This window comes from Robbsia andropogonis (assembly GCF_000970345.1).
GTDB classification, from domain to species: Bacteria; Pseudomonadota; Gammaproteobacteria; order Burkholderiales; family Burkholderiaceae; genus Robbsia; species Robbsia andropogonis.
In genome coordinates this window covers 15,142-28,495 of the sequence record NZ_LAQU01000005.1, presented here as the reverse complement: position 1 = coordinate 28,495, position 13,354 = coordinate 15,142, and the positions used below count along the sequence as shown (strand labels likewise).

9 protein-coding genes are annotated in these 13,354 nt (G+C 62.1%); 8 read left to right on the top strand and 1 reads right to left on the bottom strand.

All coding sequences use genetic code 11. From position 1 onward, the window contains the following. Window positions 1–45: 45 nt before the first annotated feature. On the bottom strand, window positions 46–3,804 hold the full coding sequence (locus tag WM40_RS06485) for a DNA translocase FtsK (protein ID WP_046152498.1): 3,759 nt from the start codon (window positions 3,802–3,804) through the stop codon (window positions 46–48). Window positions 3,805–3,921: 117 nt separating this feature from the next. Between WM40_RS06485 and WM40_RS30005 the strand changes: the two genes are divergently transcribed. From WM40_RS30005 to WM40_RS06450, 8 genes are all read left to right on the top strand, one after another. Next, on the top strand, window positions 3,922–4,242 hold the full coding sequence (locus WM40_RS30005; RefSeq protein WP_157685078.1) for a hypothetical protein: 321 nt from the start codon (window positions 3,922–3,924) through the stop codon (window positions 4,240–4,242). A gap of 16 nt (window positions 4,243–4,258) precedes the next feature. Continuing rightward, complete coding sequence (locus WM40_RS06480) at window positions 4,259–5,530, top strand: dicarboxylate/amino acid:cation symporter (RefSeq protein WP_024904001.1); 1,272 nt, start codon at window positions 4,259–4,261, stop codon at window positions 5,528–5,530. Beyond that, the gene (locus tag WM40_RS06475) at window positions 5,458–7,668 is read left to right on the top strand and encodes an ATP-binding protein (RefSeq protein WP_236693416.1); all 2,211 of its coding nucleotides are present in this window, start codon (window positions 5,458–5,460) and stop codon (window positions 7,666–7,668) included. The genes WM40_RS06480 and WM40_RS06475 overlap by 73 nt, the downstream gene beginning before the upstream one ends. A 4-nt stretch (window positions 7,669–7,672) precedes the next feature. Beyond that, window positions 7,673–9,013 carry a sigma-54-dependent transcriptional regulator gene (locus tag WM40_RS06470; RefSeq protein WP_046152548.1) on the top strand — a complete coding sequence of 447 codons (1,341 nt, stop codon included), beginning with the start codon at window positions 7,673–7,675 and terminating at the stop codon, window positions 9,011–9,013. 207 nt (window positions 9,014–9,220) lie between these two features. Then, on the top strand, window positions 9,221–9,547 hold the full coding sequence (locus WM40_RS06465) for a DUF3649 domain-containing protein (protein WP_024903998.1): 327 nt from the start codon (window positions 9,221–9,223) through the stop codon (window positions 9,545–9,547). A 29-nt stretch (window positions 9,548–9,576) separates the two neighbouring features. Beyond that, the gene (locus WM40_RS06460; RefSeq protein WP_046152547.1) at window positions 9,577–11,301 is read left to right on the top strand and encodes a PepSY-associated TM helix domain-containing protein; all 1,725 of its coding nucleotides are present in this window, start codon (window positions 9,577–9,579) and stop codon (window positions 11,299–11,301) included. Further along, window positions 11,298–11,642, top strand: a complete 345-nt coding sequence (locus WM40_RS06455) for a DUF3325 domain-containing protein (RefSeq protein ID WP_024903996.1) — start codon at window positions 11,298–11,300, stop codon at window positions 11,640–11,642. The genes WM40_RS06460 and WM40_RS06455 overlap by 4 nt, the downstream gene beginning before the upstream one ends. A 115-nt stretch (window positions 11,643–11,757) precedes the next feature. Next, window positions 11,758–13,260 (top strand): MFS transporter, encoded by a 1,503-nt coding sequence (locus tag WM40_RS06450; protein ID WP_046152496.1) that lies wholly within the window; start codon window positions 11,758–11,760, stop codon window positions 13,258–13,260. The last annotated feature ends 94 nt before the right edge of the window (window positions 13,261–13,354 follow it).

The window sequence follows — 13,354 nt, the reverse complement described above, 5'->3', positions numbered from 1 at the left end:
GCATGCCGTAAGGTGCGTCGCGCAACGCGATGCGCGGGACAGGCGTCATGCCGACCCCTCCGGCACCAGCACGTCGCGGCTGCCGTTATGACCCATAGACGACACGATCCCCGCGCTCTCCATCTGCTCGACGAGCCGAGCGGCGCGGTTATAGCCAATCCGCAGTTGCCGCTGCACTGCCGAGATCGAGGCCTTGCGCGAACGGATGACGAAGGCGACCGCTTCATCGTACAGCGGGTCCGCCTCGGTATCGCCGGTACCGCTTTCCCCGTCGCCGGACGCGCCCTCCGTGCCAGGCCCTTCGAGAATGCTGTCCTCGTAATTGGCCTCGCCGAACTGTTTCAGATATTCGACGACACGATGCACTTCCTCGTCCGCGACGAACGCGCCATGCACACGCTGCGGGTCACCACTTCCCGGCGGCAAGAACAACATATCGCCCTGCCCGAGCAGACTCTCGGCCCCCATTTGATCGAGGATCGTCCGCGAATCAATCTTCGACGAGACCTGGAACGCCACACGGGTAGGAATGTTGGCCTTGATCAGCCCCGTGATGACGTCGACCGAAGGACGCTGGGTCGCCAGCACGAGGTGGATACCGGATGCCCGTGCCTTTTGCGCGAGACGGGCGATCAACTCCTCGACCTTTTTGCCGGCGACCATCATCAGATCCGCCAGCTCATCGATGACGACGACGATCATCGGCAGCGGCGGCAACGGTTCGGGGGCATCAGGCGTCAACGAGAAAGGATTCTTCACGCGATTCCCAGAGGCGATACCGGCCCGGATCTTCTGGTTGTACCCCGCCAGATTACGCACCCCGACCGCTGACATGAGACGATAGCGCTTCTCCATTTCCCCCACGCACCAGTTGAGCGCGTTGGCGGCCAGCTTCATATCGGTGACCACGGGCGCGAGCAAATGCGGAATACCCTCGTACACCGAGAGTTCCAGCATCTTCGGATCGATCATGATCATCCGTAATGCTTCAGGCGTCGCCCTGTACAGCAGCGACAGGATCATCGCGTTGACGGCCACCGATTTACCCGAACCGGTCGTACCGGCCACGAGCATATGCGGCGCCCGGGCCAGGTCCACGACGACCGGCGCCCCGGTGATGTCCTTTCCCATGGCAATTGCCAACGGCGAATCATGCCGCTGGTAAACATCGGCGGCGAGGATTTCCGACAAGCGAATCATCTGACGCCGTGTATTCGGTAATTCGAGACCCATGCAGGTCTTGCCAGGGATGGTCTCCACCACGCGGATGGATGTCAGTCCCAGACCGCGTGACAGATCCTTCATCAGATTGACGATTTGGCTGCCGCGCACGCCCGTTGCCGGCTCGACCTCGAAACGCGTGATGACCGGTCCGGCGGAGGCACCGACCACGGTCACCGGCACCTTGAATTCGCGCAAGCGCTGTTCGATCAGTTGCGCCGTCTCATGCAACGTTTCATCGGACGCCTGTTCGACCGCTTCGGCCGGTGCTTCCAATAGGTCCAGTCCCGGCAATTCCACCCGTGGCGCTTCCGGCAACAGGCTCGAAAAAGCATCGATCGTCGCAGCGCGCGGCGCTGGATCTGCTGCAGGCGCGGCAGGTAAGACCGCCGCACCATTCGTGGACAGCCCGCCACGCGCCGCCAATGCCGCTGCATTGGCGGCCTGAATAGCCGCCGCATCGAACGAGGCGGCATTGACAGCCTCAGGCAGTCCGCCTCGGGCGGCAAGGGCCGGCGTCAACGCCGCTCTATTTTCAAGGTCGGCGTCGCCACGCTCTTCGTCATGCGCTTCGCCGGCAGGACGCACCACGCGCGCGATGCCAGGCGCCGCCGCGGCAACACGGCCTCGCCAATCGGTCGCGCCGGGATCGCTCGCGAGGGAAGCTGCCGCATCGACAACCCCGGTGACATCCAACGCAGTGTCAACATCAGGTGCGGCAGGAACGTCCGGCTCATCCCGCGGTGGCACGTCGATGCGCGTATCGGTGGACGCGCGCGACATCGTTACCTCGGGGTCGGACGAGCGCGGTGCGAACACCTGGCTCACAGGCTCGGGTATAGACAGCGGTCGACTGACAGCGTCCGATTCGCGTGGATTTTCCCAATCACCGTGCGCATCGTCGGATGCCGCATCGGCTGTTGTCGGCGCTATCGCGGACGTCGGCACCTCTGACGAACGCAAATAAGACGAGCCGGTCGGCGTCGACGTTGGAACAGATCCGGCGAGCGGCGAGGGCGATACATTGACAGGCGACGCCCTGGCAGGAGCCGATGCGCTCCCAGCCCTTTCGGACGATGACACCGTCGGCTCATCATCCGGCGGACTGATCCAGACGTATGGCACGCGCGCATCGGCCTCGTCCCCGTCCGAAGAGAATGGCGCCGACGCACCGACCGTCATGCCGCCAAAACCAGGCTCACGTTTCTGATCTGGCCGTGCGGCAACCGTGTCCCCGGCTGCGGCATGCGGCGCAACCGCGGACACATTCTCACGGATCGTTGCATCCACGGGCCGCACCCCTACTGCTTCGGACCCTGTACTCACAGCAGGCACGGTACCTTTCCGGAACGCCGTGACGCCGTCCTGGTGGACCATGATCGGTGGACGCCAGGTGGGCTCACGTCGTACTTCGGCGGATAATGGGACACCCGCCACGGCCGACTGGGCGGTGGTCGGCCCCATGGATGAACGCGATGGCACCCCAAGCCCGGGCAGCACGCGGCCTGATGCGTCGACCGGCCCGCCCACGGCCTTGCCGTTTGCCACACTGGCGTTCCCGACAGTCGCTAGCGTCGTCGGCTTGCCCACCAGCGATTTCGCCTTCGACGTCCCGGACTCGGACGACTTGCCGGCATCTGCCCGCATACCGCTTCCCGGTGGCGTGAAATGCGCAGGCGCGGCCGCGCGTTGCGGTTCGCCGTATCGGCTTACGGCGGGGTTCGATGGCAACGGCATCGGTTGCATCGATGTGAGTGTCGCCGCACCATACCCATTACGTGCACCATGCTTCACCGCCTGACCTCGCGCGGCCGTGGCGCCTGGTGCCCACGGTTGCAATTTGCTCGCACCGGTACGACGCCCCGCGGCATCCTTGCCCCGCGCCGACTGCTGTGCCGCGCGACGCCAGTCATACACGCCCGGCGGAACCGGCGATGCAACCGTGCGCCCGCCCGACGACGCGGTCGATCCCACGGTGCCGCTATCAAAGCCGCCATGCTTGGTGCTAGCGCCAAACACCCCGAGACTTTTCGAACCGGACAATGCCGTTGATCCAACGCCGATAGGAGGCATGTTTGCAGTTGTGGCGGCTGCCATCCCAATGCCGGCAGCCCCCCTTCCCGCGGCGCGCGCACCATGCGGGGACGGGTGCTCCCTCTCCGAATCCCCCCCACCGCGCTCAGCCCATGCCTGCACGCCCGCCGGCGCCCCGATGCCTAGCGAGCCAGCTAAACGCACGATCGCGGTCGCTGTACGACGCCACCCCAAACCGAGAGACCAAGGCAGCATGGTGATCCAGACTCCGAGACTGACGGCAAGCGCCCCGGGGCGGCTTAATACGATGCTGAGCCAGACAGCACTGCCCTGGCCGACCGATCCGGCACCGGGACCGCGCAACAAGCCATCGACGATACTGGCGCTGAGTACCGTGAGGATCAGCGTCGACGCGAGGCGTATCACTGCAGCGGCGCCATAGCGCGCATCGCCGCGCATGGCACCCAGGATAAAACGACCCAGATGCCATAGGAACGGCAGGAAAAACACGGCGGATAGGCCAAAAAGACCAAGAACGACTTTGAACATGCGACAGAGAGACGTAGCGGAAGACGCGGCAACCATGTGACGGTGGGCGACGGGACCGCGAGGCAGCACGAAGGTGCGCAGCAACACGAACAGCGAGTTTACCCGTTTGGCTCTCGTTTGACTTCCGACCCGTGGAGAAATTGTCGGACGCACCTGATTGCCGAAGCAGTTACATTTTCCGACTTTCCAGAACCAATCATCGATGGATTTCCGAAAAACCGTAAAAAAAGTGGCATTTATGCATTAAATGTTCGATGTGACAAGGGTTTAGCCCGATTCGTGAAATACCATAACGTTTGTTCAAATAGCGCCGCGCCATTGGGTAATGCGGTTTTTTGGGACAACGCCCCCATGGCCCGTTCCATTCAGTGGCAGCGCCCGAAACGCAGCGGCAACCGGGGAACCATCCGGACGCGCGGTGGACTCAGCGCCTATTGACCTCATTGGAGTTGTCGTGAAACAACCGTTCTACAAAGTCCTGTATGTCCAGGTACTGGTCGCCATCGTGATCGGCATACTGCTGGGCCATTATTCACCCAACCTGGCCGTTGATATGAAGCCGCTCGGGGACGGTTTCATCAAACTGATCAAGATGATCATTGGTCCCGTGATCTTCTGTACGGTTGTGACCGGTATTGCCGGCATGCGCGACATGAAGAAAGTCGGTCGCGTCGGTGGTAAGGCCTTGCTGTACTTCGAAGTGGTCTCTACCTTCGCCTTGGTGATCGGCCTGGCGGCAACGCACATCCTGCGCCCAGGCGTTGGCTTCAACGTCGATCCGAAGACGATCGATGGCGCGGCGGTGGCTTCCTATGCGGCCAAGGCGCATGGCCAAACCACGACGGACTTCCTCCTGCACATCATCCCCGACACCCTGGTATCGGCGTTCTCACAAGGTGAGGTGCTGCAAATCCTGCTGGTGGCCATCCTGTTCGGCAGCGCACTCGCGGCGGCAGGCGAAAAGGGACATGCCTTGACCGAACTGGTCGAGAAGTTTTCGGCCGTTTTCTTCGGCATCGTCCGTATCATTACGAAAGTCGCCCCGATCGGTGCATTCGGCGCAATGGCGTTCACGATCGGCAAATACGGCGTGGCGTCGCTGATCCCGATGCTGAAGCTGATGGGCACGTTCTACCTGACATCGATACTGTTCGTACTGGTCGTGCTGGGTGCGATTGCGCGCGCCGTCGGTTTCAGCGTGATACGCTTCGTTGCGTATATCAAGGAAGAAATGCTGATCGTGCTGGGCACGAGCTCGTCGGAAGCGGCGTTGCCGCAACTGATGCAGAAACTCGAACGCCTGGGCTGTTCACGCTCGGTCGTCGGCTTGGTGGTGCCCACCGGCTACTCGTTCAACCTGGATGGCACCAACATCTACATGACGATGGCCGTGCTGTTCATCGCACAGGCGACAAACACCGATCTGAGCTGGGGCCAGCAGTTGACGCTGCTCGCGGTGACGATGCTGACCTCCAAGGGCGCCAGCGGAGTCACCGGCGCAGGCTTCATCACCTTGGCCGCAACGCTCGCCGTGGTGCCGACCATCCCGCTGTCCGGCATGGTACTGATCCTCGGTATCGATCGCTTCATGAGTGAGTGCCGCGCGTTGACGAACATCGTCGGCAACGGGGTGGCAACGATCGTCGTATCGGCATGGGAAAAGGAACTGGACCGCGAGACATTGAATCGGGAACTGAAGCACGAAACGGCGACACAGCGCGCCTGACGCCTGCCGACCCTTCCGTGGTCGATGACGCCGGAACGGCGTCGGCGCCGGGTGGGCGCCCTCCTTTGACGTCCATCGCCATGCGCCCGTCCTCCTCTCCTGAAAGCGCCGGCTTGCCGGTGCCCTTCATCCGGTCTCGCGCACCGCAGCGCCGTTTCCACATCACTGTCCTGCTGGTGCTGCTGCTCCTGCTGGCGGTAGCGTGCACGGCAACGTGGTCGATCAGTTGGCACCGCGGCATCGATGCATTGCGCGAGCGCGCGACGTTCCGCGCGGAGCGCGTCAACGCCAACCTGAAGGCGACACTGGACCGGTACGCGCTACTGCCTTATCTCGTTTCCACGCACCCGTATATTGAGACACTGCTTGCCAGTCCGCCGGGCAGTCCCGCCAGGCAGGCGGCGGTCGCGCGTGCCAATGCTTTCCTAAAGCGGGTGAATCACGAAGCGAAGGCCAACGCGACGTATGTGATCGACGCCAGCGGCGTGTGCGTCACGGCGAGCAATTGGGACCAGCCCAACGGATTCATCGGCTTGCACTACACTTTCCGCCCCTATTTCACCGATGCACTGAAGGGGCGCACCGGTCGCTTCTTCGCCATCGGCACGAGCAATGGCGAACCCGGTTATTACGTGTCGCAACCTATCCGGGCGCCCAGCGCGTCAGTCGACCCCGACGACGCGCACAGCGGACCGATCCTCGGCGTGGCGGCGGTGAAACTGGATCTCCAGTGGTTCGAGCAGACTGATACACAGGATCCCTTGATCGCAACCGATGAACACGGCGTGATTTTCCTGTCATCGGAACCGGACTGGAAATACCATACCGTGCAACCCCTCAGCACGCCGATCCGCGAGTCCATCAGGATGTCACGACAATACGCAACGCAACCCTTACCGGCGCTGCCAGTTGTCGTCGACCGCGTCCTGAGCAACGACACCGAGTTGGTCCATATCGGCCCGAACGCCCGCTATCTGGCGAGCCGGAGCCGCCTGGCCGAGCCGCATTGGGAGTTGACCACGTTCACGTCGCTGGACCCGGTCATCGCGAACGCGAACGATGCGACGGTGATCACCGCGTTCAGTGGCATCTGCCTTTACTTGCTGGGTTTCTATTTGCACATCCGCCGGGCGCGCGTGCGGGACATGATACGCAGCGGGACCCTGCTGCGTGCGGCCTATGCAGAGTTGAACCGACGTGTAGCCGAACGTACCGCCGACCTTTCGGCCGCGAACGCGCTATTGCAGACGGAAGTCTCCGAGCGTACGCGCGCCGAACAGGAACTGCGCAGTGCGCATCGCGAGCTGATGCAGACCAGCAAACTCGCCGCCCTTGGGCAGATGGCGGCGGGCATTACCCACGAACTTAACCAGCCGCTGGCGGCGTTGCGGACATTCTCCGACAACACGCAAATCTTGTTGCAACGAGGCCAGCAAGAAGCGGCGCAAGAGAATCTGCGCGCGATTGGCGCGCTGACGGAACGGATGGGGCGCATCACCAATCAACTGAAACTGTTCATCACGAAAGCGCGACCGCGCGACACGAGCGCGCCGCTACCGCGCGCGATCGCCAATGCGTTGATGTTGCTAGAGGCACGGCTGCAAACCGTGCGGGTGAGCGTCTGGTACGATCCGGTGTGCGTGCTCGACGATCACGCTCCGCACACGCCGGTCATTCATGACGGCCTCATGCCGCTACCGCTCGACACCCGTCATGGTGAAGCGCAATCGGGCGCCCCGGACTGGGTTGCACGTTGCGACCAGTTACGGCTGGAACAACTGCTGATCAATGTAATAGGCAACGCGGTGGATGCACTACGCGGTCACCCCGATCCATCGATCGATATCGTCACGACAATCACCCCGGCACATGTGCGGATCGTTATTCAAGATAATGGACCTGGCATCGATGACGAACACTTGCCGCATTTGTTCGAACCGTTCTACACCACCAAGGAGAACGGTGAAGGCATGGGATTAGGGCTGGCCATCTGCGCCGCCATTGCCTCCGAGCACGGCGGCACATTGCATGCCTCGAATCGGCCGGCCAATCAACACGGTGGCGACATGCACGGCGCGATTTTTGTACTGACACTGCGGCGTGTCGTCGATGTGGCCGATGCCCCCGATACCAAGTGAAATGATGCAAGACGGTCTGACAGTACTATTTGTGGAAGACGACGAGTTCGTTCGCCGAGCCAATATGCAGAGCCTGCAATTGGCCGGCTTCGACGTCAGCGGTTTCGCCAATGCGGAAAGCGCGCTGGCGCGCATCGACGCGACCTTGGCCGGCATCGTCGTTTGTGACGTCAAACTTCCCGGACTCAGTGGGCTGGACTTGTTGGCGGCATGCCGTGAACGGGCACCGGATGTCCCGGTGATCCTTGTCACCGGCCATGGCGATATCACCATGGCCGTACAGGCGATGCGTGACGGAGCCTACGATTTCATCGAAAAACCGTTCTCTGCCGAGCGGCTTGTCGAAACGGTCCGGCGCGCACTGGCGCACCGACAGCTATGGCTTGAAAATCAGGCCCTGCGCCGTCAATTGATGGTCAACGATCCCGTCGGTGCTCGGCTGGTGGGACAAAGCATTGCCATGACCCGCGTGCGGGAATTGATCGCCAATGTAGCGGACACCGATGTCCCCGTGCTCATACAGGGTGACACCGGCACGGGCAAGGAGGTGGTCGCGCGGCGATTGCACGCGCTATCGCCGCGGGCGGAACGCCCGTTTATCGCACTGAACTGCGGCGCGTTGCCCGAAGCGCTATTTGAAACCGAGATGTTCGGCTATGAGCCTGGCGCGTTTCAAGGTGCGGTGCGGCGGCGCATCGGCAAGCTCGAACACGCCTCCGGCGGTACGCTTTTTCTCGATGAAATCGAAAGCATGTCTCCCGCATCGCAGGTCAAGCTGCTGCGGGTATTGGAAGACGGCCTGATCGAACGGCTGGGCGCGAACGATCCGATACGCGTGGATTGCCGCATCATCGCCGCGGCCAAAGGCGACATGGCAACGCTTGTGGCCACGGGCACATTCCGCAGCGATCTGCTGTATCGATTGAACGTGGTAACGATTCCCTTGCCGTCCCTGAACGCGCGGCGCGACGATATCGGCCCCCTGTTCGACTATTTCGTGCTGGAGGCAGCGGTGCGCTACCAAAGGCCCGTTCCGGTGGCCGCCGAACAACGACGCGCAGGCTTGATCCAGCGGGACTGGCCTGGCAATGTGCGCGAGTTGCGCAACGCGGCGGAACGTTTCGTATTGGGTATTCCGGACGGACCGACCACCGATGCCGCGCAAGATCCGGCCTTGTCCTTGAAAGAGCGCACCGAGATGTTCGAAAGTGCTGTTATCGCCGACGCGTTGCGTGAAAACAAGGGCTCGGTCAGCGCCACTGCCGCCGCCCTGCAGTTACCGAAAGCCACACTGTACGAAAAGCTGAAGCGCTACAGCCTTCAGGCCAAGGGGGATACGGGCTGAATGGTGCTGCGGCGGCATTCCGCTTGCAACACCCACGGGACCATTCGCCAGGGCACGGCGAGGACGACGATTTCGCGGCCTCTGGTCGCATCACGTCGCCTTTTACTTGATCGCACCACGTCAAACGGTAATAATTCTCATTTTCTTATACAGCAACCCTGGCCTGCGGTCGGCCGGTGCTGCCATCTCGCCAGGAGTCGGATCGCCTTGTCCCAATCTCGCCCGTCCACCGGCCGCCCCCCGCCGTCCACGCGTCCGGCCGGCATCACGCCGCACTATCGTATCGGCGTGGTGGCACGCATGATCGCTGCGGTCGGTGGCGGATACGCCATTGCCGCGCTGAGCGCCGCGTGCCTTGCCCATTGGGGCGGGTTGCCGCGCGGCGATGCCGTTGCATTGGGGATGGTCGCGAGTTTCGCCGTGATGGCCTGCGTCGTCGTCTGCGTATTTGCAGCCCGATCTGCCGCACGTGCCTGCGTAGGCGTGGTGGTCGCGTGCGCCCTGTTGTTCGCGCTGTTGCACCTGCTCCGATGACCCATGATGCATCAACGGCGCGACCCGCGATGAGCAAGAAACCGAAAGCGGCAGCGGCCGCCGGCGGAGAAAAGCCACGCGGCTTCCGGCAATCGATGGCCTGGCTACATACCTGGGCCGGGTTGCTCGTGGGGTGGATATTGTTCACCGTATTCGCCTTGGGTACGGCGTCGTATTACCGCACGACCATCACGAACTGGATGCAACCCGAGCGACTGCTGCCGGCAACCACGCCGGTGCATGGCGACCCGGTCACGTCGACTGCCGATAGTCATGTCACGCGACCGATGAACCAGCAGGCACAACTGCAGGTGACCACGCAAGCAACGCGCTGGCTCACCCGTCACGCCGCCGCCGCGACGCGCTGGACGATTGCCCTGCCGGGTAGCGGCGTGACCAACGCCACCGTGTCATGGGAAGGCCCTGACGGCTATCATTCCCGCATCCTTCCGGGCGTCAAGGGGCTGACGCCGCGCCAAACGGAAGGTGGGGATTTTTTCTATGACTTCCACTTCCAGTTGCATTACCTGCCCATCGGTGTTGCCCGTTGGATCATCGGCATCTGCGCGATGTTCATGCTGGTTGCCATTATCAGCGGCATTGTCACGCACCGACGCATCTTCGTCGACTTCTTCACGTTTCGGCCGCGTAAGGGACAACGCTCCTGGCTCGATGCGCACAACGTGACGGGAGTGCTGGCGCTGCCCTATCACCTGATGATCACCTATACTGGCTTGGCAACATTGATGACGATGCTGATGCCATGGGGGCTGCAAGAGCGCTATGCGGCGCAAGACGGCATGCTTCCGTTCTATAGCGAGGCCTACGACTTTAGGTTGGCCGGCATGGCATCCGGACAAGCCGCGCCGCTGCCGCCAATCGCGCCGCTGTTGGAACACGCCATGACGCGCTTCGGCGAGCACGAGGCCGCGACGATAGTCATCGACAACCCCGGTGACGCCGCCGCACAAATCAAAGTCAGTCGCGGCAGTGACGCTCGCCTGTCGGCCGCTCCCCAATCCATCACGTTCGATGTCCACGGCAAGACGGTGACCACGTATGACGCTGACAACGCCGTGGCCGACACGGTGGGCGTCATGTATGGCCTCCACGAAGCGCGGTTCGCATCACCGGGGCTACGCGCGGTGTTCTTCCTGTCGGGTCTGGCCGGTACATTGATGGTCGCCAGCGGGCTGATCATATGGACCAACAAGCAGCGTCAGAAACGCCTGTCGCACGGCAATCGTTTTCACCTCGGGCTGTGGTTCGTGGAACGGCTGAATCTTGCCACGATCGGAGGGTTGCCCCTGGCCATGGCCGGCTTCTTCTATGCCAATCGGTTGATTCCGGCGCTGCAAGCGCATCGGGCCGCACTGGAAATCCAGGCGTTCTTTGCGGTCTGGGCCGTTGCCGCAATGCATGCCTTTCTATGTCGCGGCCGCGCTGGATGGATCATGCAAAGCGTTGCAGGTGCCATGGCGTTCACGTTGCTACCGGTCATTGATCGCTTGACCGTCGGTGCCTGGGTCATGCCAGGCTTCGATATCGCGCTGCTGGCTGCCGCGGCGGTGCTTGGTGCCATGGCATGGTTCCTGGTCAAAAAATCATCCGGACCGGACCTAGACCGCATGGCACGTGCCAATCAAACCGATCGCCACGAGGCGTTATCAGGCCCTAACGCAACCGAAGGCCGGCGGCCCGCAAGCTCGGCACTCCCCCATTTACCGGCGCGCTCCGCGTCCGAATCACGATGAACGACGCCATCGCGCTCGCCCTGGCCCTGACACCCGCCATTGGCGGGTTTGCCGTATTGAGCATGACGATGAGCCGCCACCAGGAAACCTTGACCGGCACCACGCTGCGCAGGCCGGTCAACCGTACCCTGCAAGCCGTGGCCTCGATCCTGCTCTGTCTCGCGCTGGCGGCCTGCATCCGGCATTGGGGCGGCCCGATCGGCGTAGTGGCATGGCTGGGGGTCCTGACCGCCGCCGCGCAAGCGCTTGTCCTCGTACTGCGCTACGTGCCTCGCATAGCGCTTCATCTCGCCTGGCTATTGCCGATCTCAGGCGCCATCATATGGCTGGCCGTCCGTTGATCCACCGTTCGTCGTCCCGATGAAATCGGGTCTGGTATCCGTATAAGGCTTTGCTATACTCCCGCTGCATGCCAGCCTTACAGAAACGGCGTGCATCCCGGAGACATCAACGATCATGGGTTCGCCCAACCAGACATCCGGTGCGGAACACGCACCCGGCACCGCGCATTCGCGCGAGACGCCAGAAGTTTCGCCTTCTGTTCACGTATCGGCATCCCAGCCGGGGCAAGACCAGCATCATGCGGCGGTTGCGGCCAGCCTTCTATCCGCGCGCCTGGATCGCCTGCCGGCCACGCGAACCATATGGCGTTTCGTCGTGCTGCTCAGTCTCGGTTTCTTTTTTGAGATGTACGACCTGCTGTTCACCGGGTATATCGCCCCAGGGATTGTCAAGAGCGGCATACTTTCCGCCACCACACCCGGCTTGTTCGGCAATAACGGCGTGGCAGGCTTTATCGCGGCGTTGTTTTCGGGACTGTTTATCGGCACCATCGCGTGCGGGTTTCTCGCCGACCGTTTTGGTCGTCGTGCCGTCTTCACCGGGTCGTTGCTCTGGTACAGCGTGGCCAATGTCGTCATGGCCTTCCAGGACACGGCATTGGGCCTGAACCTGTGGCGCTTCATCGCCGGCATTGGCATTGGCGTCGAGCTGGTGACCATCGGCACCTATATCGCGGAACTGGTACCCAAGCAGATCCGTGGCCGTGCATTCGCCTGCGAGCAGGCGATCGGCTTTGTCGCGGTGCCATGCGCGGCGATCTTGACCTACCTGCTGTCCGAGGTGCACTTCCTCGGGCTGGAAGGCTGGCGCTGGGTCGTGCTCATCGGCGCCCATGGCGCGATGTTCATCTGGTGGATTCGACGTCAACTGCCGGAAAGTCCACGTTGGCTCGCCCTGAAAGGCCGTACGGCGGAAGCCGAGCGCATCGTTGCCGATCTGGAGACCCGGGTAGCCAGCGAATATGGCAAGCCGTTACCGCCGCCATTGGCCCCGGAACCGGTGGGCGAACGCAAACGCTTCCGCGATATCCTGCAAGGCGTCTATCGCAAACGTACGACGATGCTGGTGCTATGCAATGTATTCCAGACCGTGGGGTACTTTGGTTTTGCCAATTGGCTGCCAACGCTACTGATCTCGCATGGCGTGACAGTCACGCGTAGTCTTGCCTATTCGAGCATTATCGCCGTGGCCGCGCCCATCGGCCCGATGATCGGGCTATGGATGGGAGATCGCTTCGAACGCAAGAGCATGATCGTGTTCATGGCGGGTGCGATCATGGTGTGCGGACTGCTGTTCAGCCAGGTCACCGGTAGCGTGCCGTTGATCGTGACCGGCGTATTGATCACGCTGGCGTGCAATATGATGTCGTTCAATCTGCATGCCTACCAAACCGAATTGTACCCAACCGCAATTCGTGCCCAGGCAGTGGGTTTCGTGTACTCGTGGAGCCGGTTCTCGGCAATCTTCACGGCGTTCGCCATCTCCGCCATCTTGCACGGCTTCGGCGTTGTGGGTGTTTTTGCCTTTATCGCTGCTGCCATGCTGATCGTGATGCTCGTGATCGGTCTGATGGGGCCCAGAACCCGCGACATTGCGCTGGAAAAAATCTCGCACTAATCAATCAACAGCGTGGTGGTTCCAGCCTATCCGGCGCGGCAGATCGCGAGAAATACGCATACAATGTGTCATATATCTCGATTTGCCGCACCGC

Bases quoted from the DNA above. Each gene is read 5' to 3' on its own strand.
- WM40_RS06450 (WP_046152496.1), top strand. From the start codon at position 11,758: ATGGGTTCGCCCAACCAGACATCCGGTGCGGAACACGCACCCGGCACC.
- WM40_RS06460 (WP_046152547.1), top strand. From the start codon at position 9,577: ATGAGCAAGAAACCGAAAGCGGCAGCGGCCGCCGGCGGAGAAAAGCCA.
- WM40_RS06455 (WP_024903996.1), top strand. From the start codon at position 11,298: ATGAACGACGCCATCGCGCTCGCCCTGGCCCTGACACCCGCCATTGGC.
- WM40_RS06475 (WP_236693416.1), top strand. From the start codon at position 5,458: ATGGGAAAAGGAACTGGACCGCGAGACATTGAATCGGGAACTGAAGCA.
- WM40_RS06485 (WP_046152498.1), bottom strand. From the start codon at position 3,804: ATGTTCAAAGTCGTTCTTGGTCTTTTTGGCCTATCCGCCGTGTTTTTC.
- WM40_RS06470 (WP_046152548.1), top strand. From the start codon at position 7,673: ATGCAAGACGGTCTGACAGTACTATTTGTGGAAGACGACGAGTTCGTT.